This window comes from Pseudomonas sp. F3-2, assembly GCF_038804275.1.
Taxonomy (GTDB): domain Bacteria; phylum Pseudomonadota; class Gammaproteobacteria; order Pseudomonadales; family Pseudomonadaceae; genus Aquipseudomonas.
The window spans coordinates 940,801-964,123 of the sequence record NZ_CP152388.1 but is presented as its reverse complement, the minus strand read 5'-3'; the positions used below and the strand labels follow the sequence as shown (position 1 = coordinate 964,123).

Genomic DNA, 23,323 nt, shown 5'->3' with positions numbered 1-23,323 from the left:
TAAGCACTGAAATTGTTGTTATGAGAGAAGCAGCTACAAGCCTCAAGCTCCAAGCCTCAAGAAAAAGCAGAGCCGTTCGCGTTCCTTTTTGTAGCTTGTAGCTTGTAGCTTAGAGCTTAGAGCTGGCGACTTGCCAGCGCCTGATCCAGCGCCACCCCGGCGCCCATCAGGCCCGGGTATTCGGCCGTCACCAGCCACACCGGCACGTCCTTGAAGTAATCCTTCATCAACCCCTTCTGCGCAAATGCGGCGTTGAAGCCACTCTGCTTGAAGAAGTCGATGAACCGCGGAATCACGCCCCCGGCAATATACACACCTCCACGCCCGCCCACGGTCAATACATTGTTACCCGCAACGCGGCCGAGGAAGACGCAGAACTGCTCCAGCACGGCGCTGGCAACCGGATCGCCCTTGAGCGCTGCGGAGGTGATCGCCGCCGGTGACTTCAGCTGCGGTTCGATCTCATCGAGCGCGCAGCTGACCTGATACAGCAGCAACAGACCGGCGCCGCTTAAAATCGTTTCAGCACTGACGTGCTCATGCTCAGCCATCAGGCGCATCCACAGCATTGCCTCACGTGGATTGCCGATCGGCAGATCGACGTGACCGCCCTCGCCTGGCACTGCCGTCCAGTGCGCTTCGCCCGTGCGGATCAGCGTGCCGACGCCCAGACCGGTGCCAGGCCCGATCACCACGCGGGCGCCTTTCGGGTCGCCCTTGCCGTGGCGCACGGTCAGGTATTCATCGTCGCGCAGGCGCGTCATGCCCAAGGCCATGGCCGTGAAATCGTTGACCATGATCAGACTGTCGATTTTCAGCGCCGCACAGAATGCCTGCCGATTAATCTTCCAGTGGCTGTTGGTGAAGTGAAAATCGTCGCCCGTTACAGGGCCGGCAACGGCCAGACAGATCGAACCGACATCGCCCGGTTGCAGCTCCAGGTCTTGCAGGTAGACCAGCAGCGCCTTCTCGGGACTGGCGTAATCGACTGTCGGAAAAACCCTGATCGAATGCAGCTGATCGTCTTCCCAGATGGCAAAACGAGCATTCGTCCCGCCGATATCACCCACCATCGCCAATGTCACTTGAGCGTCTCCAGATTCGAAGTAAAGGCGCTGGCGCCCTTCTCTGCCGAGCTGAAGGCCATGCGCATGAAGCCGAACAATTCCCGGCCGCTGCCCACATTGTGAGAAAGACGACCGATTGCTGGCTCTCTGGCGGCCAATTCTGCCGGTTCGACGAGAACTTGCAACGTCCCTTTCACGCCATCTACCCGAATGAGGTCCCCATCGCGCACAAGTGCCAACGGGCCACCATCAGAGGCTTCGGGGCAGACATGAATCGCCGCCGGGATTTTCCCCGAGGCCCCGGACATGCGGCCGTCGGTAATCAGGGCGACCTTGAAACCGCGATCCTGCAGCACGCCCAGAAACGGCGTCATTTTGTGCAATTCAGGCATGCCATTGGAGCGCGGCCCCTGAAAGCGCATTACCGCAACGAAGTCGCACTCCAGCTCGCCGGCCTTGAACGCGTCGGCCAGATCCTGCTGATCCTCGAAGACCTTGGCCGGGGCCTCGACGATCTGATGCTCCAGCGCCACCGCGGAAACCTTCATCACGCCGCGCCCCAGATTGCCTTCCATCACCCGCAGACCGCCCTCGGGCGAGAACGGACGGGCAATCGGACGCAGGATGTTCTCATCCAGGCTCTGCGTCGGGCCGTCGCGCCAGACCAGTTTGCCGTCGTCCAGGAACGGCTCCTGGGTGTAGCGGCGCAGGCCACGCCCCACGACAGTGTTGACATCCTCGTGCAGCAAGCCCGCATCAAGCAGCTCGCGGATCAGGAACGACATGCCGCCGGCAGCCTGGAAGTGGTTGATGTCCGCTTTGCCGTTCGGGTACACGTGGGTCAGCGTCGGCACGACTTCGGACAGATCCGCCATGTCCTGCCAGGTCAGTTGAATGCCCGCGGACTGGGCGATCGCCGGCATGTGCAGCGTGTGGTTGGTGGAACCACCCGTCGCGTGCAGCGCCACAATCGAGTTGACCAGCGAACGTTCGTCCACAATCTCCCCCAGCGGAATGAAATCGCCGCTCTGCTTGGTAAGACGCGTGACCTGGAACGCCGCCTCGCGTGTCAGTGCGTCACGCAGCGGTGTGTAGGGATTGACGAAGGAGGCGCCCGGCAAGTGCAGCCCCATGACTTCCATCAGCAGTTGGTTGGTGTTCGCCGTGCCATAGAAGGTGCAGGTGCCCGGGCCGTGGTAGGACTTCATTTCCGAGTCCAGCAGCTCTTCTCGGGTCGCTTTGCCTTCGGCGTAGCGCTGTCGCACGTCGGCTTTCTCCTTGTTCGAGATGCCCGACACCATCGGCCCGCCCGGCACGAAGATCGTCGGCAGGTGCCCGAACCGCAACGAGCCCATCAACAGACCCGGCACGATCTTGTCGCAGATGCCCAGCATCAGCGCGGCGTCGAACATGTTGTGCGACAGCGCCACCGCCGTTGCCATCGCAATGACTTCCCGGCTGGCGATACTCAACTCCATGCCAGGTTCGCCCTGAGTCACGCCATCGCACATGGCCGGCACGCCGCCAGCGAACTGACCGACGGAGCCGATTTCGCGCAGGGCTTTTTTGATCTGTTCAGGGAAGTGCTCGTAAGGCTGATGCGCCGAGAGCATGTCGTTGTAGGAAGAAACGATGGCGACGTTGGCCGCGTTCATCATACGCAGGCTGTGTTTGTCTTCAGGACCACAGGCCGCCACGCCATGGGCGAAGTTGGCGCATTGCAGCTTGCCGCGCATCGGTCCGTCGCTCGCCGCGCCCCGGATCAGCTGCAGATAGCGTTGGCGGGTGTCACGGCTGCGAGCGATCAGCCGTTCGGTTACCTCAAGGACGCGGGGATGCATGGTCATGAACTCCAGGCTAGCGGATGTGGTCACCCGTTCAGGCGCTTTCAGAACTCGCCGGTCAAAACGCTGCTTGAGAGAAACGCTTCAGCAAACGCTTTGATTTTCAGACAGTTGAGAAGGCTCGACGGGTTTCTATTTGTAGATAAAACAAAATACTGCCACTAAAAGGGCTTGTTTTCTATTTTTATGAGAATAATCTTGTAATTCCAACAACAAATTCACTGAGGACGGGTGTATGACTCTCCGCATCGCAATCAACGGCTTTGGCCGCATCGGCCGCAACGTCCTACGCGCACTCTATACCCAAGGTTACCGCCAGGACCTGCAAGTCGTCGCCATCAACGATCTGGGCGACAGCGAGATCAACGCCCACCTGCTCAAATACGACACAGTCCACGGCCCGTTCGATGGCACTGTGGAACACGACAAGGAAAGTCTGACCGTCAATGGTGACCGTATCTCGGTCAGCGCCATCCGTAATCCGGAAGAGTTGCCATGGAAGTCCGAGAACATCGACGTGGTGTTCGAGTGCACCGGCCTGTTCACTGATCGCAACAAGGCTGCCGGTCACATTACCGCTGGCGCCAAGAAAGTCATTATTTCCGCCCCGGCCAAGGGCGCTGACGCCACCGTGGTCTATGGCGTTAACCACGATGTGCTGCGCCAGTCTCATCAAGTGATCTCCAACGCTTCGTGCACCACCAACTGCCTGGCGCCCGTGGCGCAGGTGCTGAACCGCGAGCTGGGCATCGAAAACGGCTTGATGACCACCATTCACGCCTACACCAATGACCAGAATCTGATCGACGTCTATCACACCGACCCTTACCGCGCCCGCTCGGCCACTCAATCGATGATCCCGAGCAAGACCGGGGCCGCCGAAGCGGTGGGTCTGGTATTGCCGGAACTGGCGGGCAAGCTGACCGGCATGGCCGTGCGCGTGCCGGTCATCAATGTGTCTCTGGTTGACCTGACCATCCAGCTCAAGCGCGATGCTACCGCTGATGAAGTCAACGCGATCATGAAAGAAGCGGCCCAGCACTCGAAGATTCTCGGCTACAACGCTCTGCCGCTGGTTTCCCACGACTTCAACCACAACCCGCTGTCGTCGATCTTCGATGCCAACCACACCAAAGTCAGCGGTCGCCTGCTCAAAGTGCTGGCCTGGTACGACAACGAATGGGGCTTTTCCAACCGTATGCTCGATAACTGCCTGGCGTTGATGAATGCCGAGTAAGGCCTGATGCCGGGCGCAACGTCCGCCCCGTAATAGACCTGTTGCAGACCGCGCGTTCGCGACGGCGGCGTGTCAGCCTCATGTGCATCGGCTGACGCGCCGCCCTAGCGGGCAAGCGCGCTTCAAATGATCAAGACCGTCACTCCCCTTTACAAAATCTTTGCGAATTCCCACCTTGCCAGACCCGCAGATGATAAGCATTATCATCCGCTGATTTTCTGGTCGGGTTATCCGCGTGACGCAATCGCACTTCAACGATGTATTCCTGGCCCGGCGAACGATTCTTCTGCGCACTTTGCAGCGCATGGTTCGCAACCCCAGTACCGCCGAAGACCTGCTGCAGGAAACTTATCTTCGCGTCACGCGCGCACTGGGCGAACGCGCGATCGATCATCTCGAACCCTTCGTTTTCCAGACCGCACGCAATCTGGCGCTTGACCACCTGCGCGCCCGACGCATCCACGCCCGAACCATCGTCGACGACGTTCCACTGGCGGATATCCACAACGTCGTAGCACCGGACTCGACGCTCGAAGATGCCGCGCACGCCAATCGCCTGCTCGAAAGCCTGAACGCCAGCCTGGAAAAACTGACGCCGCGCCAGCAGAAGATATTCACGCTCAGTCGCCTCAACGGCGCCAGCTATCTGGAAATCGCCGAGCAACTGGGCGTGTCGGCCAGCACCGTACAAAAGGAACTCAAGCTGATCATGGCGATTTGTCTGGGCGTCGCAGCCCGGCTCGATCAGTGATGACGACAGCCTGACCCGTTACCGATAAGAAACAGGCGGCTCGCCAGCCTGGCCAGCGCTACACTGCGCCCCACACCGTGTATCCGAGGACGCTCCCTTGAGGGACTCTCATTCATCAGGCCCGCATCCGGCCGACGATTCGCTGAAGCACAGCGCAATGGACCAGGCCCTGAACTGGCTGATCGAACTGGAAAACGCCGACGCCGCCGGGCACGCCCGCTTTCAGGCGTGGCTGGCGGCAGACCCGGCCCATCGCGAAGCCTTCACCCGGGCCGAAGCCATGTGGAATTCTCAGCCAGTGTTCGCGGCGGCCGTGAACCTCGCGACGCCGAAAAAACCGTCTCTGCTTCGCCGCGTACGCCCTCACTGGCTGCCTCTGGCCACGGCAGCGGTTCTGTTGCTGGGCCTGTTCAACTTCAGCGATCTGCCCCTGCGCCTGCGTGCCGACCACCTGACCGTGGCCGGAGAGCGCCAGCGGCTGGAGCTTGCGGACGGTTCGAAGGTGCTACTCAATACCCGATCTGCGTTTTCCTCCGACCTGGACGAACAGCAGCGGGTCGCGCGTCTGTATCAAGGCGAGGCGTTTTTCGAAGTGCCCGGCGCCAAGGGCTTGCCGCTGGAAGTCGAGGCTGGCCCGGTACGCATGAGCGCCAGCAGCACCGCGTTTGCCGTTCGTTATCTGGACGGTGTGGCGCAGATACAGGTCGAGCGCGGCGCACTGAACGTGCAGGCGCTGCGTGGCAATTCGCAGATGAACCTGGGCGCAGGCGACAGTCTGAAGGTCGGCCCGGAGGGTTTTGGCCGCCGCGAAAAGGTCGATCAGAACAAGGATCTGGCGTGGATTCAGGGCCGCCTGATTTTCGACAATTGCCCGCTCAGCGAGGTACTGGCCGAGCTGCGCCGTTACTATCCGGGCTGGATCGTGAACACCAACAGCAAGCTCGATCGTGTGGCGGTCACCGGTAATTACCGCCTGGACAGCCCTGTCGACGTGGTGCGCTCGCTCGCGCAGATCACCTCGGCCAGCTTTCACGAGTTGCCGGCGCTGGTGATTCTCAACTGAGCAAAACTATTTTTACGCGATAGCCGTTCGTCGTTCGTCTAGTCATAGCCAATGCAACTGATTCTTATTTGAATCATTCAGCAAAAACTATAAACGACCCGCACGACAGGGAGCGCTATCGATGTTGTCCACGTTCACCCCTACGCCCACCGACTCGCCCAGGACCACCCGCCACTCCACCCTCTCACTGCTTACCGTCGCCATCCTGGGCGCCAGTCTGCACAGCCCTGCCACCGCCGCTGCCGAGCAACCGGCACGCGTGGCCGGCGCCTATCAGTTTTCGATCAAGCAACAACCGCTGGTTTCGGCGCTCAACGAATTCAGCAAGATCACGGGCTGGCAGGTGGGGCTTTCGGCGGATCTGGCGCAGAACGTCACCTCGCCCGGCGTGAACGGAACCTTGTCGGCCGAGCAAGCACTGGAGCGCCTGCTGGCGGGCAGCAATCTGAGCTACCGCAACCTGGGCAACAACAACGTCGTGCTCGAGCGGCGCGCCGGCGGCGCACTGGCGCTGGATCAGGTCACCATCAGCGCCACGCGCCAGGCGCAGTCGATAGCCTCGGTGCCCAACACGGTCAGCGTGCGTGATCGCGCCGACCTGGACCGGCAGAACGTCAACAGCATTCGCGATCTGGTGCGTGACGAGCCGGGCGTGTCCGTAGGCGGTGCGGGGCAGCGTGCTGGCACGACCGGTTACAACATCCGCGGGATCGACGGCAATCGCGTTCTAACTCAGGTCGATGGTGTCGAAGTCCCGGACAACTACTTCTCAGGCCCCTACGCCAACACCCATCGCAATTACGTCGACCCCGAGATCGTCAAGCGTGTGGAAATCCTTCGTGGCCCTGCATCTGCCTTGTACGGCAGTAACGCCATTGGCGGCGCGGTGAGCTATTACACGCTCGATCCGGAAGACATCATCAAGCCAGGCAAAGACGTCGGCGCACGCCTGAAAACCGGCTACAGCTCAGCGGACAACAGCTGGCTGAACTCCGCGACCGTGGCGGGGCGCGAGGGCGACTTCGACGCCATGCTGCACGTCAGCCAGCGTAACGGCCGGGAAACCGAGTCCTACGGCGAGCATGGCGGCACCGGGCTGGACCGCACCGCCGCCAACCCGGAAGACAAACGCGCGACCAACGTGCTGGCCAAACTGGGCTGGAATTATGGCGACAATGACCGGCTGGGCTTCACCTACGAAAAGTTCAAGGACGATACCCATACCAACCAGAAAAGCGCGGTTGGCGGGCCTTTCAACGAGGGCAGCGGCATGGGCTATTACCAGTCCCGTAAAGGCAACGATGTCGTGACCCGCGAGCGCTTCGGCGTTGAAAACGCTTTTGCGCTGGACAGCCTGCTGGCGGACAACATCAAGTGGAGCCTGAACTACCAGATCGCGAAGACCGATCAGGACACACTCGAGCGGTACGTCCCGAAAAACCCATTCACCGGCGCTGTCTCCCGGGATGTCTGGCGCGCGCGCAATACGTTCTACAAAGAACGTCAATGGATTTTCGATGCCCAGCTGGACAAGGCGTTCAGCATCGCTGACACCGAGCATCTGCTGACTTACGGCACCACGCTCAAACAGCAGAAAGTCACCGGTGAGCGTAGCGGCAACGCCACCTGCGCGGCCGTCGGGGGCACCTGCACCACCATTGGCGCGCCCAGCACGAGTTCGACGGACAGCCTGTTGCCGACCAGCGATTTCCCGGATCCGACCGTGAACACCTACGCCCTGTTCGCCCAGGATCAGATAAAATGGGGTAGCTGGACCTTCATGCCCGGCGCGCGTTATGACTACACGACACTGTCACCGCATGCGACAGACGAGTTTCTGAAAGCCTACAACCTGACCAATCCCGACCAGTTCAACGACAAGGACAAGAAGTGGCATCGCCTGTCGCCAAAACTTGGCATCACGTACGCGTTCGACGACGCCTACACCTGGTATGGCCAGTACGCCGAAGGTTTCCGCACCCCGACGGCCAAGAGCCTGTATGGGCGCTTTGAAAACGTCAGCGGCAACTATACCGTCGAGCCGAATCCGGACCTTGAACCGGAAAAAAGCAGGAGCTACGAGACCGGTCTGCGGGGCCGCTTCGACGAGGGTTCGTTCGACGTGGCGGTGTTCTATAACAAGTATCGCGACTTCATCAATGAGGACGCCATCCAACCGGCAACCTCGTCGGCTACGGTCTTCCAGTCCAACAACATCAAGCACGCCACCATCAAGGGTGTGGAGCTCAAGGGCCGTCTGAATCTGGACAGCTTCGGCGCGCCTGAAGGGCTCTACACACAGGGCTCGCTGGCGTATGCCTACGGTCGCAACGACGACACGGGACAACCGCTCAACAGCATCAATCCGCTGACTGGCGTGTACGGTCTGGGTTATGACCAGGACGACTATGGCGCACTGGTGAGCTGGACGCTGGTCAAGCGCAAGACCCGCGTGGACGATTCGCAATTCCACGCCCCGAATGGTGTGTCGAGCGGTTTCAGGACGCCAGGCTTCGGCGTCGTTGACCTCACTGGCTTCTACAAAGTGACCGATGACGTCACCGTCAATGGCGGCGTTTATAACGTGGCCGACAAGAAATACTGGCGCTGGGACGACGTGCGTGGCTACGACGGCGTCGGCGAGGCAGGTGTGACTGCGCCGTCCAGCCTGGATCGTCTGACCGAGCCGGGCCGCCACTTCGCGGTCAATCTGGTGTGGGATATCTGACTGAAATGACAACCGCGCCTCTGCAGGGGTGCGGTTGTTTTTTTACGCTCGAACGCCACTCACTCGTCTCGTTAACAAACGCCTCTATTCCAAGGAAGACACATGTCCCACGACCCGATTCGTCGCTCCCAACGACTGAACCAGATCACCCACGCCCCGCATGAGCAGCTGGACAAGGCCGTCAAAGCCAATGCGCCGTTCGAAACCCTGGCCAGCTACAGTCGCTTTCTCAGCGCGCAGTATCTGTTTCAGCAAGAACTCAAAGCGCTGTACACCGATCCGCAACTGATCGAACTGATCACCGATTTACCTGCGCGATGCCGGGCAGAACAGGCCAGGGCGGACCTGAATGACCTGGGTGCGCCCATTCCGGCCCCGGTGTCAGGCGCCGTGGCGACGGTCAGCATGGCCCAGGCGCTGGGCTGGCTGTTCGTTTCCGAAGGGTCGAAGCTGGGCGCAGCATTCCTGATCAAGCGCGCCGAGGCGCTGAACCTGAGCGACACCTTTGGCGCACGTCATCTGGGCGAGCCCGCCGGTGGTCGCGCCGATGGCTGGAAGCGCTTCATCAGGATCCTCGACGACCTGCCCTTCAGCCCCGAGCAGGAAGAACAGATCGATCGCGGCGCCGTCGCCGCCTTCGAACGTTTCAACGTGCTGCTGCAGCACGCCTATGCTTGTCCGGCAGCGGCGCAACCGGCCTGACCCCGCGCGTTTGGCGCCCGGCACTGTTAAGCTAGGCGCCTTTGCCGGGAAGCATTCCCGCGCATTGCATCATTACCCTGCCGTTTCCGAGACCATGACCAGCACACCCCAAGGCAGCAAACTGTCCCGCATCCTGTTTGGCATTCTGGCCTACGTGAGTCTGACGATCGGCATCATCGCCATTTTCATTCCGGGACTGCCCACCACCGAGTTCATCCTGCTGGCGGCATGGGCGGCGACCAAAAGCTCGCCTCGCCTGAGTGCCTGGCTGGAAAACCACCGGGTCTTCGGCCCGATGCTGACCAACTGGCGCAACGGCAAACTGATCGCACGCAGCGCCAAGATCAGCGCCACTGTGACCATGCTGATCTGCGCCGTCATGATGCTGGTGCTGCTCAAACACAACTGGTGGATCTACTTCGCCGTGGCGGGCATGGTGCTGGTCAATCTATGGATATGGTCGCGACCCGAGCCCGAGGCTCAGTCTGTCGGCAATGCCAAGACGCCTGCCCGTGATGAACCCTGAGCAGACCGCAGGGTCTGTCCTTAACCTTCATCACATTTCGCTGGAGCACCCCATGTTCGAGCCCGGCCATCTGCACATCGCCCGTCCTGCCCTGCAACCGGAGGACGTCGGTTACGACATTCATATCCGTTACGAAGTCGCGCAGACCGACGAAGGTCCTGGCATGCACTTCACGCTCGAAGGCGATATCAACGGCAAGGGCTTCAACGAGTCCTTCGATCTGCCGAAAGACAAGGCCTACAACTTCGCCAGTGAAGCCTCCCGGCTTGCACAGAAACACGGCCTGCCCAAAGACGCCGACCTGCATGCGATGGACGGACAGTACGACGCAATGTTCGAGGACATTCGCGACAAGCTCGACATGAAGTCAGGCGATGCGGTCAAGCCAGAGCATCTGGAATAGCCGGGCAGCGCCTGACATCGAATCGCGCATCGCCCTTGTAGGCACGAGCTTGCTCGCGAAGACGCTGCCATGGCCGACAGGTACATTTCAGAGCTTCTTCTTCGCCAGCAAGCCCGCTCCCACAGATCTCAGAACATCGAAGATTCGCCTGGCCCCGCTGTGTAGGGCGGGACCCCATCATTTACTGGCATAATCGCTCCCTTCAATCGCCCGAACCTCTTCGCTCCCCATGCGCATTCACGTTACGTTCATCGACCGCGTCGGCATCACCCAGGAAGTGCTAGCGATTCTCGGCGCGCGCAACCTGAACCTCGATGCCGTGGAAATGGTGCCGCCGAATGTCTACATCGACGCGCCGACCCTGAGCCACGAACTGCTCGAAGAACTCAAGGACCGACTGTTCCGGGTGCGAGGCGTGGAGGCGATTACTGTCGTGGACATCCTTCCGGGGCAACGTCGTCACTTGCAGCTGGACGCGTTGCTGGCGGCGATGACCGATCCGGTCCTGGCGCTCGACAGCGGCGGGCATGTGCTGCTCGCCAACCCTGCGCTCGTCGCACTGTATGGTCGCGAACCCGCTGGCGAACCCATTGGTGAGCTGTTCGGCGACCCCGCGTTGCAAACGGCGCTGCTGGAAAACGGCTTTCGCTTGCCGTTGCGCGAAGTCACGCTCAACGGCGAGGCGTTGCTGCTGGATGCGACGCCGATCACCGATGCAGGCGCGTTGCTCACACTGTATCTGCCCAGCCGCATTGGCGAACGCCTGTCCGCCCTGCACCACGATCACGCAGAAGGCTTCGATGCGCTGCTTGGCGATTCAGCGCCCATCCGCACCCTCAAGGCGCGCGCCCAGCGCGTGGCCGCCCTCGATGCGCCGCTGCTGATTCAGGGTGAAACCGGCACCGGCAAAGAACTGGTGGCGCGGGCCTGCCACGCGGTCAGCGCACGCAATGGCGCGCCTTTTCTGGCGCTCAACTGTGCGGCGCTGCCGGAGAATCTCGCCGAAAGCGAATTGTTCGGTTATGCCCCAGGCGCTTTCACCGGTGCGCAACGCGGGGGCAAGCCCGGCCTGATGGAGCTCGCCAACCAGGGCACGGTCTTTCTCGACGAAATCGGCGAAATGTCGCCCTATCTGCAAGCCAAGCTACTGCGTTTTCTCAACGACGGCACTTTCCGCCGCGTTGGCGGCGACAAGGAAGTGCAGGTCAACGTGCGCATCCTCAGCGCGACGCACCGCGATCTGGAAAAAATGGTCGCTGAAGGGACGTTCCGTGAGGACCTTTTCTATCGTCTCAATGTACTGAATCTGGAGGTCCCGCCATTGCGTGAGCGCGGTCAGGACATCCTTCTGCTCGCGCGTTTTTTCATGGAACAGGCCTGCACGCAGATTCAGCGCCCTGTGTGTCGTCTGGCGCCCGCCACTTATCCGGCCTTGTTAGGCAACCGCTGGCCGGGCAACGTCAGGCAATTGCAGAACGTGATCTTCCGCGCGGCGGCCATTTGCGAAAGCTCGCTGGTGGACATCGGCGATCTGGACATTGCCGGGACGTCAGTTGCGCGCCAGGGCGACGGCGAAATCGAAAGCCTGGAGGCCGCCGTCGAGCATTTCGAAAAATCCCTGCTGGAGAAGCTCTACAGCCACTATCCTTCCACCCGGCAACTGGCCGCGCGCTTGCAGACTTCCCACACCGCGATTGCCCATCGTTTACGCAAATACGGGATCACAGGGAAATCGTAAGGCCCTTATCGGTGGCATGCGCAGTAACACGCTGTGCGGAACGGTTTCGAAACAGCGGAACGATTTCATTCCATTCAAGGCACATGCGCGCACAGCAAGGCCTTGATCCTGCAATGCTTTTCAAACACCCGGATTCCGTAACGATTTCGCTACAGCCTCGTCGATAGCGGTCGGCGACAAATCGCTGAAAGCCTTGATCTACAGGCGCCGAGCAAGGTTGGCCGCAAACTTGCTAAGCAGCTACCCATCATGCTCGCGCCAACGACGAGCGATTTCATCTGGGGAGATTTCATGAGCGAGTTGCGTTTTACTGAAGATCACGAGTGGCTGCGCGCCGAGGCTGACGGCAGCGTGACTGTCGGCATCACCGCTTTCGCGCAGGACGCACTGGGTGACGTGGTTTTCGTGCAACTGCCCGAGCTTGCGTCCTACGATAAAGGCGCAGAAGCCGCTACGGTCGAATCGGTCAAAGCCGCCAGCGGCGTGTACATGCCGCTCAATGGCGAAGTCGTCGAGGTCAACCCGGCGCTGGACGCCAATCCCGAGCTGGTCAACGAAGACCCGTTGGGCCAGGGCTGGTTCTTCCGCTTTATTCCTTCCGACGCAGACGCTGTCGGCAAACTGCTCGATCAGGACGCCTACGACCGTCTGATCAAAGCCAACGCCGAAGCCTGAGGAGACTGCCATGACTGACCGCATCGAATTGAGCACCGCCAACGAGTTCATCGCACGCCACATCGGCCCGCGCGCCGACGATGAAAAAGCCATGCTCGCCACGCTCGGCTTTGACTCGCTGGAAGCCCTGAGCGCCAGCGTCATCCCCGAATCCATCAAAGGCACCAGCGTACTGGGCCTGTCGGCAGGTCAGAGCGAAGCCGATGCGCTGGCTGACATCAAAGCCATCGCCAGCAAAAACCAGCTGTTCAAGACGTACATCGGCCAGGGTTACTACAACACCCACACGCCGGCACCGATTCTGCGCAACCTGCTGGAGAATCCGGCCTGGTACACCGCTTACACCCCGTATCAGCCCGAGATTTCCCAAGGTCGTCTCGAGTCGCTGTTGAATTTCCAGACCCTGATCAGCGACCTGACCGGCCTGCCGATCGCCAACGCGTCGTTGCTCGACGAAGCTACTGCTGCCGCCGAAGCCATGACCTTCTGCAAGCGTCTGAGCAAGAACAAGTCCAGCCAGAAATTCTTCGCGTCGGCCCACTGCCACCCGCAAACCCTTGATGTCCTGCGCACACGCGCCGAGCCTCTGGGTATCGACGTTGTCGTGGCTGACGAAAGCCAGTTGACCGACGTCAGCGAATTCTTCGGCGCGCTGCTGCAATACCCGGCCAGCAACGGTGACGTGTTCGACTACCGCGACCTGGTCGAGCGCTTCCATGCCGCCAACGCACTGGTTGCCGTTGCAGCGGATCTGCTGGCCCTGACCCTGTTGACGCCACCCGGCGAATTCGGCGCAGACGTCGCCATCGGCAGCGCCCAGCGCTTTGGCGTGCCGCTGGGTTTCGGCGGCCCACACGCGGCTTACTTCTCCACCAAAGATGCCTACAAGCGCGACATGCCGGGCCGTCTGGTGGGCGTTTCGATCGACCGTTTCGGCAAGACCGCACTGCGTCTGGCGATGCAGACGCGTGAACAACACATTCGCCGCGAGAAGGCGACGAGCAACATCTGCACCGCGCAGGTTCTGCTCGCCAACATCGCCAGCATGTATGCCGTCTACCACGGTCCGCGCGGCCTGACCCGCATCGCCAATCGTGTGCACCAGCTGACCGCGATTTTTGCCGAGGGCCTGAGCACGCTGGGCCTGAACGTTGAGCAGGCTTCGTTCTTCGACAGCATCACCCTCAACACCGGCGCCAAGACTGCCGACCTGCATGCCAAGGCGCGCGCTCAGCAGATCAACCTGCGCGAAGTCGACGCCGATCGTCTGGGCGTATCGCTGGACGAAACCACCCAGCAAGCCGACGTGGAAGTACTGTGGCAACTGTTCGCAGGTGAAGGCCAGGCACTGCCCGATTTCGATTCGCTGGCCGAAAGCGTTAAAGCCCGCCTGCCCGCCGAACTCAAGCGTCAGTCGCCGATCCTGAGCCATCCGGTGTTCAACCGCTATCATTCCGAAACCGAACTGATGCGCTACCTGCGCCGTCTGGCGGACAAGGACCTGGCTCTGGACCGCACCATGATCCCGCTGGGCTCGTGCACGATGAAGCTCAACGCCGCCAGTGAAATGATCCCGGTGACGTGGGCCGAATTCGGCAACCTTCACCCCTTCGCCCCCGCTGAGCAGAGCGCCGGTTATCAGCAACTGACGGACGAGCTGGAAGCAATGCTCTGCGCCGCGACCGGTTATGACTCGATCTCGCTGCAGCCCAACGCCGGCTCCCAAGGCGAATACGCCGGCCTGCTGGCCATCCGCGCGTATCACCAGAGCCGTGGCGATGACCGTCGCGACATCTGCCTGATTCCTTCGTCCGCCCACGGCACCAACCCTGCCACTGCCAACATGGCGGGCATGCGTGTGGTTGTGACCGCATGCGACGCACGTGGCAACGTCGACATCGAAGACCTGCGCGCCAAGGCCATCGAGCACCGCGATCACCTTGCGGCACTGATGATCACCTACCCTTCGACCCACGGCGTGTTCGAGGAAGGCATTCGCGAAATCTGCAGCATCATTCACGACAACGGCGGCCAGGTGTACATCGACGGCGCGAACATGAACGCGATGGTCGGCCTCTGCGCGCCGGGCAAGTTCGGCGGCGACGTCTCTCACCTGAACCTGCACAAGACCTTCTGCATCCCGCACGGCGGTGGCGGCCCGGGCGTCGGCCCGATCGGGGTCAAGTCTCATCTGGCGCCGTTCCTGCCGGGTCACGGCAAGATGGAACGCAAGGAAGGCGCGGTCTGCGCGGCACCTTTCGGCAGCGCGAGCATTCTGCCGATCACCTGGATGTACATCCGCATGATGGGTGGCGAAGGCCTGAAACGCGCTTCGCAACTGGCAATTCTCAACGCCAACTACATCTCGCGCCGCCTGGAAGAGCACTACCCCGTGCTGTACACCGGCAGCAGCGGCCTGGTGGCGCACGAATGCATCCTCGACCTGCGCCCGCTCAAAGAAACCAGCGGCATCAGCGTCGATGACGTCGCCAAACGCCTGATCGACTTCGGCTTCCATGCGCCGACCATGTCGTTCCCGGTAGCGGGCACGCTGATGATCGAGCCGACCGAAAGCGAATCCAGAGAAGAGCTGGACCGCTTCTGCGACGCGATGATCAAGATTCGCGAGGAAATCCGCGCAGTGGAAAGTGGCGCGCTGGACAAAGAAGACAACCCGCTGAAAAACGCACCGCACACGGCGGCCGAGCTGGTTGGCGAATGGAGCCATCCGTACAGCCGTGAGCAGGCGGTATATCCAGTCGCCTCGTTGATCGAAGGCAAATACTGGCCTCCGGTCGGTCGTGTCGACAACGTCTTCGGCGACCGCAACCTGGTCTGCGCCTGTCCTTCGATCGAAAGCTATCAGGACGCGTGACGGATAAGGGGCTACTGTGCGAGCAGTGGCCCTTTTCAAAAGAGATCCCGCGTGGCGCTGAAATCACTTCGCGAGCACGCTCACTCCTACACGATTTGTGGCGCGCAGATATGCACGAACGCCCCGACCTTGCAGGAGTGAGCTTGCCCGCGACTGAATCCAGCCCGATCAGCCTGCAAGAACCATAAAAACAATACCGGAGCCCAATCATGTCCCTGAGCGTGTTTGACCTGTTCAAGATTGGCATCGGCCCCTCCAGCTCTCACACCGTGGGCCCCATGCGTGCTGCGGCGCGGTTCGCCGAAGGGCTGCGGCGTGACGATCTGCTTTCCGGCACCGCCAGTGTGCGGGTCGAGCTGTATGGCTCGCTCGGCGCCACCGGCAAAGGTCACGGCAGCGACAAGGCCGTCTTGCTGGGGCTCGAAGGCGAGCATCCGGACACCGTCGACACCGAGCACGTTGCCGAACGCCTGCAACGCATTCGCAGCACCGAGCGGATCAGCCTGCTGGGCGAGCACAGCATCGAGTTCATTGAAAAGCAGCACCTGGCGATGATTCGCAAGCCGCTGGCCTACCATCCCAACGGCATGATTTTCCGCGCCTTCGACGCCGCCGGCCTGCAGATCCGCAGCCGCGAGTACTACTCGGTGGGCGGCGGTTTCGTCGTCGATGAAGACGCTGCCGGTGCCGACCGTATCGTCGAGGACAGCACGCCACTGCCCTACCCGTTCAAGACCGGCAAGGAATTGATGGCCCACTGCGCGAGCACTGGGCTGTCGATCAGTCAGGTGATGCTGGCCAACGAATCCGCCTGGCGCCCCGAAGCGCAGACCCGCGCCGGACTGCTGAATATCTGGCAGGTCATGCAGGACTGCGTCGAAGCGGGATGCCGCAACGAAGGGATCTTGCCGGGCGGCCTGAAGGTCAAGCGGCGCGCGGCAGCCTTGCATCGCCAGCTGTGCAAAAACCCGGAAGCCGCTTTGCGTGATGCCCTGTCCGTGCTGGACTGGGTCAATCTTTACGCGCTGGCCGTCAACGAAGAAAACGCCAACGGCGGACGCGTCGTCACGGCGCCCACCAACGGCGCGGCAGGCATCATTCCAGCGGTGCTGCATTACTACATGCGTTTCATCACCGGTGCCAACGAAGACGGCGTCGTCCGGTTCCTCCTGACCGCCGCCGCCATCGGCATTCTCTATAAGGAAAACGCGTCGATCTCCGGCGCCGAAGTCGGCTGTCAGGGTGAAGTCGGCGTCGCCTGCTCGATGGCCGCCGGCGCGCTCTGCGAAGTGCTGGGCGGCAACGTTCAGCAAGTCGAAAACGCCGCCGAAATCGGCATGGAACACAACCTCGGTCTGACCTGCGACCCGATTGGCGGCCTGGTTCAAGTGCCCTGCATCGAGCGCAACGCAATGGGTTCGGTGAAGGCCATCAATGCGGTACGCATGGCGTTACGCGGCGACGGTCAGCACTTCGTCTCGCTGGACAAAGTCATCCGGACGATGCGCCAGACCGGCGCCGACATGAAGAGCAAATACAAGGAAACAGCCCGTGGCGGGCTGGCCGTGAACATTATCGAGTGCTGATACCCGCCTAATTTCATCGCGCCCTCGGTTTTCAGGCCGGCGCACGTAAACACTTTCAAGGAGCCATCGATGTCCGCTGAACTGTTGAAAACCCCACTCAACGCCCTGCACCGTGAACTGGGTGCCAAGATGGTCGAATTCGCAGGCTACGATATGCCCGTGCAATATCCGGCGGGCGTGATGAAAGAACACCTGCACACCCGCGATCAGGCTGGCCTGTTCGACGTGTCGCACATGGGACAGATCCTGCTGAGCGGCGCTGATGCCGCCCGTGCGTTGGAAACCCTGGTGCCGGTGGACATCATCGACCTGCCGGTGGGCATGCAGCGCTACGCCATGTTCACCAATGAGACCGGCGGGATCCTCGACGACCTGATGGTGGCGAATCTGGGTAACGAGCAACTGATGCTGGTGGTCAACGCGGCCTGCAAAAACGAAGACCTCGCTCACCTTCGCGCGCACATCGGCAATCGCTGCGAGATCACGCCGCTGTTCGAAGAGCGTGCATTGCTGGCCTTGCAAGGTCCTCAGGCCGTCACGGCGCTGGCTCGCCTGGCACCGGAAGTCGCGAAGATGACCTTCATGCAGTACACCTCCGCGCGGATCGACGGCATCGACTGCTACGTGAGCCGCTCTGGCTACACCGGCGAAGACGGCTACGAGATTTCAGTCCCGGCCGATCAGGCCGAATCGCTGGCTCGTCGCCTGCTGGCTGAGCCGGAAGTCGCGCCAATCGGCCTCGGCGCACGTGATTCGCTGCGTCTGGAAGCAGGCCTGTGCCTCTACGGTCATGACATGAACACCGAAACCACGCCGATTCAGGCCAGTCTGCTGTGGGCGATTTCCAAGGTTCGTCGCGCCGACGGCGCTCGCGCAGGCGGCTTCCCGGGCGCTGATCAAATTTTCGCCCAGCACCAAACCGGTGCAGCTCGCAAGCGTGTCGGCCTGCTGCCGCAAGAGCGCACGCCGGTGCGCGAGGGCGCTGAAATTGTCGATGCCGACGATAAAGTGATCGGCTCGATCTGCAGCGGCGGCTTCGGACCGACCCTCGGCGCACCACTGGCAATGGGCTACCTGGACGCAGGATTCACAGCGCTGGATACACCGGTCTGGGCAATCGTTCGTGGCAAGAAAGTACCGATGCTCGTTAGCAAAATGCCTTTCGTTGCGCCACGTTACTTCCGAGGCTGACAGGCGCGTCAAGAAACTGCGGCACCGCAACAGTGCATTCAACTGTTCGCATGCCGCAGTCTGGCGCTCGCGCAAACAGCAATCAAACTGTCAAAAAAATGCACTTTCCAAGGGGCTTCGATATTAAAAACTATCGATCCCCTCGATGTGGTTAAAGTTTTCAAAAAACCGGCCAAAGCCCCTGAAACCGGGCATCAGCGGGGCTTGTTTTTTCTGCGAGAGTTAGCGTAGAGTTTCTCAACTGTGTTTGCATAGGTCGCTGGGATCGTGACCTGGGCAGTAGCGCCAAAAGCAATGCTACATCCCGCTCTACGTTTCTTCTTCCTGCAACCAGCCCAGTACTCTTTCGTGTGAAAGGGACTGTCATTAATTTATGCGTCTAGGAATAAGAAAATGTCTACACGTCAGAGCGGTACCGTTAAGTGGTTTAACGACGAGAAAGGTTTTGGTTTTATCACTCCAGAGAGCGGTCCGGATCTGTTCGTCCACTTCCGCGCTATTCAGGGCAACGGCTTCAAGAGCCTGAAAGAAGGCCAGAAAGTTACTTTCGTTGCTGTGCAAGGCCAGAAAGGCATGCAGGCTGATGAAGTACAAGCTGAAGGCTGATCGCTGAAAGCATAAAAGCCCTTGATGGCGACATCAGGGGCTTTTTTATGCCTGCGATTTCGTACACTGCCCGCTTCCCCGTGAACGAGCGTCCGAGATGCCCAAGCACCTGCTAAGCCCACAGGGTGATTTCCCCGCAGTCGGTCTGGGCCGTCGCATGGCCGCCATCTGTTACGACGCGCTGTTGTGCGTTGCGCTGCTGATGGTAATCACCTTCCTGTACAAGCTGGTCTGGATGAGCGTCGTGGGCGAGGCCAGATTGCGTCAGCTGTCCGAGTCAGGCGCGCTGGACGGCGATCCCCTGCTCTCCACGCTTCTGCTGTTCGCCCTGTTCGCATTCTTCGCCAAGTTCTGGACCCACGCCGGCCAGACGCTGGGCATGCAGGTCTGGGGCATTCGCGTGCAAAACGCGGACGGAACCGGTATCAGCCTCTGGCAAGCGCTGCTGCGTTTCGTCGTCGCGATCGCGTCCTGGCTGTGCGTGGGGCTCGGTTTTTTCTGGAGCCTGTTCGACAAGCAAAAGCGCTGCTGGCACGACCTGTATTCCGAGACGCAGCTGGTGCGGATTCCGAAACGAAAGCAATAGCCAGGCGATCACTCATGTCCAGTCCTGAAATAGGTTTACACCTGTTTCACCCTTAAAACGCTCGATGCATCGCATCGGGCGTTTTGTATTTCAAGGCCTGGTGGGGCCGCTTGCGGTTATAGATATCTACCGATTCGTCGACCATACGTTTGGCTTCGGCCAAGTCTCTCGGGCGATGCAGCAAAAACTCTGTTTTCAATATGCCGTTCACCCGCTCTGCGAGTGCGTTCTGGTAACAGTCATAACCGTCTGTCATCGAACACCTTACCCCGTGCATGGCATGCAGCTTCTGGTACAGATCCGAGCAGTATTGCGAGCCGCGATCTGAGTGATGCACCAGTGCCTGATCCGTTTTCCTACCCCTCAATGCCTTGCGCATCGCCTGCGCAACCGATTCGGCATGCAAGGTTTCATGCACATGATGACCAACGATTTTTCGAGAGTAAGCATCGGTCACCAGGCTCACATACGCGACGCTTTGCTGGGTGGGCAAATAGGTGATGTCTGCTACCCAGACCTGCTCAGGGCCAGTGGCTGTTACTTGGTCGAGACCAGGTTTTAGCCTGTTGGGATGGCGACGGAAGCGATGATGGCTGTCAGTGGTCTTGTGGTAGGCGCGCTTGCGCGCAATCAGTTGGCGGTTTTCTCTCAGGATGTCGAATAGCCGATCCCGACCCACCGTTCGCGCCAGTTCAGGCTCGGCTTGCATCAGTCCGTGCAGCTTGCGTGTGCCCAGTCGTGGCATCTGAAGTCGGGTTTCCAGTACAAACCCCAGTACTTTCTGGGCGTGGTTGGTTTGCATGTCGCAGACCCGGTTTCGCTTGTAGTAAGCCTGCCGGGAGATGCCCAGAAACTGGCAAGCCCTGACGATGCTCAGGCCTTGGATTTGCCCTTGGGAAAGGACTTGCCGGATCGCTTTTTTACAACGGAAACACCGTAATCATTCTTCAGCACGTCAACGACGGCTTCGAAGAACTGGGCTTTCTGATTGGCAAGGGCGAGCTTTTCTTCAAGCTCCTTGATTCGCTGATCTGGGGTCAGCGGCAGCTTCGGGTCGTCCATCGGTCGGCTCCTCTGGGCACGAATGGAGGCGCCTTGGCTCCAGTCTTGGCGCCCATGCTTGCGTAACCACACCAGCACAGTCGAACGCCCCTGAATTCCGTAACGCCGTTGAGCCTCTTTATAACTCAACTCGCCTTTTTCGACCTGATCGACGACCGCTAATTTAAAGCCCAGCGTGTAATCACGCTGACTGCGCCTTTTTCCCGAATCCATTGGTTCCTCCTGAGGAAAGGTCAGAAGGTGTAAACCTTATTCAGGACGGGACATCAGACACAAAAAAGCCGACCCTGAGGTCGGCTTTTTCATTGCCCGCTGACGATCAACCCGCCCGACGCAGCAGCCAGAGCCCTGCCAGTGCGCAGATACCCGCTGGCACCAGAACAGCGAACAGCGGCGAGAACCCGAACACGAGGCTCGATGGCCCGAGCAGGTCCTGCGCGATCCGGAAGGTGAAACCGACCAGCACGCCGGTGAACACGCGCTGACCCAATGTCACGGAGCGCAGCGGCCCGAAGATGAAGGAAATGGCCATCAGTACCAGCGCCACGGTCACCAGCGGTTGCAGGATCTTGGTGTAGAACGCCAGCCAGTAACGGCCGTTGCTCAGGCCCTGATCTGCCAGATAGCGTGCGTAACCGTACAGCCCGGTCATCGACAGCGACTCGGGCGGCAGCACTACCGTGCTCAGCAACTGCGGGCTCAATGCGACGTTCCAGCGCTCTTCCGGGGCAGACACCACCTCGGTGCGGCCTTCATGGAACAGCGTTGTGGAGACATCCTTGAGCAGCCAGTAATCGGTCTGGAAGTTCGCCTGTTTGGCAAAACTGGCGCTGAGCATGTGACGCTGATCGTCAAAGCGGTAGCGCGTGACGCCGTACAGCAAGCCATTGGGCTGCACGGTGTTGATGTGAATGAACTCGTCGCCCTGACGATGCCACAAGCCGTGACGCGCGCTCTGCGCATCGCCAGTACCTTGCGCCAGGGAACGCGCCGCCTGGGCCTGAGCCTCGGTGACCGGCGCGACGTATTCGCCGATCAGCAGCCCCGCCACCATCAGCACCAGCATCGGCTTCATCACCGCCCAGACAATCCGGCCGATGGACACACCCGCAGCGCGCATGATGGTCAGCTCGCTGCTGCTGGCCAAGGCGCCAAGGCCGATCAGGCAGCCGATCAGGGCAGCCATCGGCAGCATTTCATAAAGACGGCGCGGCGCGGTCATCACCACGAAGCTGCCGGCATCCCAAAAGGTGTAGGTGTCGCTGATGTCGGCCATCTCGTCGATGAATGCGAACAGCGACGCCAGCCCGAGAATGATTCCGAGCACGGCGAGAATCGCCATGAAGACGCTTTTGCCGATGTAGCGATCGAGCTTAACCATGAGCCACCTCCGACACGCTGCGGCGGCTCGCCAGTTTCAAACGCAGAGGCTCCCAGTAAAGCAGGCCCAGCCCGATGGCCAGGAACAGCGCATGCACCCACCACAAACCCAGGCCCAGCGGGATCTTGCCTTTTTCGAGCGCGCCGCGAGCGGCGATGAGGATGGTCAGATAGGCCATGTACAAAAGAATCGCCGGCAATAATTTGAGGAAGCGGCCCTGACGCGGGTTCACCCGGGCCAATGGCACGGCCATCAGCGTGACGATGAAGACGAGGATAGGCAGGGAAATGCGCCACTGCAGTTCAGCCTTGTTGCGCAGGGTGTTTTCGCCATTGAGCAACTCGCTTGTAGGGATCGCGTCCCGGTCGGTGATCTCGTCGCTGATTTCGGGCTTGGGCAGCAGGGCGCCGTAGGTGTCGTATTTGATCGCGCGGTAATTGGCCTGCCCAGGGTTGCCGTCGTAGCGATATCCGTTGTCCAGAATCAGATAACGGCTGCCATCGGGTTTGATTTCCTGACGGCCCTTCTCGGCGACCAGTACGGTGATGCCGTGGTCTTTCTTCTCGTTCAGTTTCTTTTCCGAGATGAACACTCCGCCAAGGTTGATGCGGTCGTCCGTCATGGTCTCGGTGTACGTCACCCGGCTGCCGTCACGCAGCAGCTGGAAGCGGCCCGGCACCAGCGTGTCGAACTCGGTCATCGCGTCCTGTTTGTTGATCAGCAGCTGAAACTGGGTTGCGCCCTGAGGCGCGAGGCTGAAGCTGAGCCAGGCGACCAGCAGAGACACGACGGCGGCGGGCGCCAGCGTCATCCACAGCAGGCGCTGCTGACTCATGCCGGTGGCCGCCAGAACGGTCATTTCGCTTTCCAGGTACAAACGCCCGTAAGCCAGCAGAATCCCGAGGAACAGCCCCAGCGGCAGGATCAGTTGCATGAAGCCCGGCAGGCGAAAGCCCATGATCAGAAACAGCACGCCCGGGTCCAGGGCACCCGATGCAGCCTGGGCCAGGTACTTGATGAAGCGGCCACTCATGATGATTACCAGCAGCACAGCGCTCACAGCGCTCAAGGTAACCAGCACTTCTCGGGACAGGTAACGGAAGACAATCAAACCAGACACTCCAGGGTTGTCACGCTCAGGCAGCCTGACAATGAATTGGATCAGCCATGACGCGCTGCGGCGAATCACCGAAAAAATATGCGGCATTATCCTGTGATTGGGTGTGTCTGTCACTGAGCGCGCCGGATACTTCTTTAACCGATGCAGGTGCCCGCCGCGCTCCGGGGTTGTCATGCATTGGC

General features: G+C 60.5%; 19 protein-coding genes. 14 read left to right on the top strand and 5 right to left on the bottom strand.

All coding sequences use genetic code 11. The features are described 5' to 3' along the window. Nucleotides 1-116: 116 nt before the first annotated feature. Both AAGQ88_RS04395 and edd read right to left on the bottom strand, forming a co-directional pair. Nucleotides 117-1,085 carry a glucokinase gene (locus tag AAGQ88_RS04395; RefSeq protein WP_093461984.1) on the bottom strand — a complete coding sequence of 323 codons (969 nt, stop codon included), beginning with the start codon at nt 1,083-1,085 and terminating at the stop codon, nt 117-119. Further along, complete coding sequence (gene edd / locus AAGQ88_RS04390; RefSeq protein ID WP_093461987.1) at nt 1,082-2,908, bottom strand: phosphogluconate dehydratase; 1,827 nt, start codon at nt 2,906-2,908, stop codon at nt 1,082-1,084. Before edd ends, AAGQ88_RS04395 begins: the two co-directional genes overlap by 4 nt. Nucleotides 2,909-3,146: 238 nt before the next feature. Between edd and gap the strand changes: the two genes are divergently transcribed. The 14 genes from gap (at nt 3,147) to AAGQ88_RS04320 (ending at nt 19,578) form a co-directional block, all read left to right on the top strand. Next, nucleotides 3,147-4,148 carry a type I glyceraldehyde-3-phosphate dehydrogenase gene (gene gap, locus AAGQ88_RS04385; protein ID WP_342654536.1) on the top strand — a complete coding sequence of 334 codons (1,002 nt, stop codon included), beginning with the start codon at nt 3,147-3,149 and terminating at the stop codon, nt 4,146-4,148. Nucleotides 4,149-4,383: 235 nt separating this feature from the next. Continuing rightward, nucleotides 4,384-4,899, top strand: coding sequence for a sigma-70 family RNA polymerase sigma factor (locus tag AAGQ88_RS04380; RefSeq protein ID WP_285423058.1), 516 nt, complete (start codon nt 4,384-4,386; stop codon nt 4,897-4,899). A 157-nt stretch (nt 4,900-5,056) separates the two neighbouring features. Next, nucleotides 5,057-5,962, top strand: a complete 906-nt coding sequence (locus AAGQ88_RS04375) for a FecR domain-containing protein (RefSeq protein WP_342654535.1) — start codon at nt 5,057-5,059, stop codon at nt 5,960-5,962. Between the two features lie 121 nt (nt 5,963-6,083). After that, nucleotides 6,084-8,690: a TonB-dependent receptor gene (locus AAGQ88_RS04370; RefSeq protein ID WP_342654534.1), complete on the top strand. Its 2,607-nt coding sequence runs from the start codon at nt 6,084-6,086 to the stop codon at nt 8,688-8,690. Nucleotides 8,691-8,792: 102 nt separating this feature from the next. Then, nucleotides 8,793-9,392, top strand: coding sequence for a biliverdin-producing heme oxygenase (locus AAGQ88_RS04365; protein ID WP_285423056.1), 600 nt, complete (start codon nt 8,793-8,795; stop codon nt 9,390-9,392). A gap of 94 nt (nt 9,393-9,486) precedes the next feature. Further along, nucleotides 9,487-9,918: a YbaN family protein gene (locus AAGQ88_RS04360; protein ID WP_285423055.1), complete on the top strand. Its 432-nt coding sequence runs from the start codon at nt 9,487-9,489 to the stop codon at nt 9,916-9,918. Between the two features lie 52 nt (nt 9,919-9,970). After that, nucleotides 9,971-10,321: a DUF5064 family protein gene (locus AAGQ88_RS04355; protein ID WP_285423054.1), complete on the top strand. Its 351-nt coding sequence runs from the start codon at nt 9,971-9,973 to the stop codon at nt 10,319-10,321. Between the two features lie 229 nt (nt 10,322-10,550). Further along, nucleotides 10,551-12,059, top strand: coding sequence for a sigma-54-dependent transcriptional regulator (locus AAGQ88_RS04350; RefSeq protein WP_285423053.1), 1,509 nt, complete (start codon nt 10,551-10,553; stop codon nt 12,057-12,059). 291 nt (nt 12,060-12,350) lie between these two features. After that, nucleotides 12,351-12,734 (top strand): glycine cleavage system protein GcvH, encoded by a 384-nt coding sequence (gene gcvH / locus AAGQ88_RS04345; protein WP_342654533.1) that lies wholly within the window; start codon nt 12,351-12,353, stop codon nt 12,732-12,734. A 10-nt stretch (nt 12,735-12,744) separates the two neighbouring features. After that, nucleotides 12,745-15,609: an aminomethyl-transferring glycine dehydrogenase gene (gene gcvP, locus AAGQ88_RS04340; RefSeq protein WP_342654532.1), complete on the top strand. Its 2,865-nt coding sequence runs from the start codon at nt 12,745-12,747 to the stop codon at nt 15,607-15,609. A gap of 209 nt (nt 15,610-15,818) precedes the next feature. Then, nucleotides 15,819-17,195: an L-serine ammonia-lyase gene (locus AAGQ88_RS04335; RefSeq protein ID WP_285423050.1), complete on the top strand. Its 1,377-nt coding sequence runs from the start codon at nt 15,819-15,821 to the stop codon at nt 17,193-17,195. 69 nt (nt 17,196-17,264) lie between these two features. After that, entirely contained in the window at nt 17,265-18,386 is a 1,122-nt protein-coding gene (gene gcvT / locus AAGQ88_RS04330) for a glycine cleavage system aminomethyltransferase GcvT (protein WP_342654531.1), read from the top strand. Nucleotides 18,387-18,779: 393 nt separating this feature from the next. Then, complete coding sequence (locus tag AAGQ88_RS04325) at nt 18,780-18,992, top strand: cold-shock protein (protein WP_003237709.1); 213 nt, start codon at nt 18,780-18,782, stop codon at nt 18,990-18,992. A gap of 97 nt (nt 18,993-19,089) precedes the next feature. After that, nucleotides 19,090-19,578 carry an RDD family protein gene (locus AAGQ88_RS04320; RefSeq protein WP_285423048.1) on the top strand — a complete coding sequence of 163 codons (489 nt, stop codon included), beginning with the start codon at nt 19,090-19,092 and terminating at the stop codon, nt 19,576-19,578. A 52-nt stretch (nt 19,579-19,630) separates the two neighbouring features. Here AAGQ88_RS04320 and AAGQ88_RS04315 read toward each other — a convergent pair. From AAGQ88_RS04315 to lptF, 3 genes are all read right to left on the bottom strand, one after another. Further along, nucleotides 19,631-20,853, bottom strand: a protein-coding gene (locus tag AAGQ88_RS04315) for an IS3 family transposase (RefSeq protein WP_342653946.1) whose coding sequence is annotated in 2 segments (ribosomal slippage) — nt 19,631-20,502 and nt 20,502-20,853 — 1,224 coding nt in all. Because the reading frame shifts where the segments join, the coding sequence is not laid out codon by codon here. Between the two features lie 106 nt (nt 20,854-20,959). Then, nucleotides 20,960-22,021, bottom strand: coding sequence for an LPS export ABC transporter permease LptG (lptG, locus tag AAGQ88_RS04310; protein WP_342654530.1), 1,062 nt, complete (start codon nt 22,019-22,021; stop codon nt 20,960-20,962). Further along, complete coding sequence (lptF, locus tag AAGQ88_RS04305) at nt 22,014-23,132, bottom strand: LPS export ABC transporter permease LptF (protein ID WP_285423046.1); 1,119 nt, start codon at nt 23,130-23,132, stop codon at nt 22,014-22,016. Before lptF ends, lptG begins: the two co-directional genes overlap by 8 nt. Nucleotides 23,133-23,323: the final 191 nt, after the last annotated feature.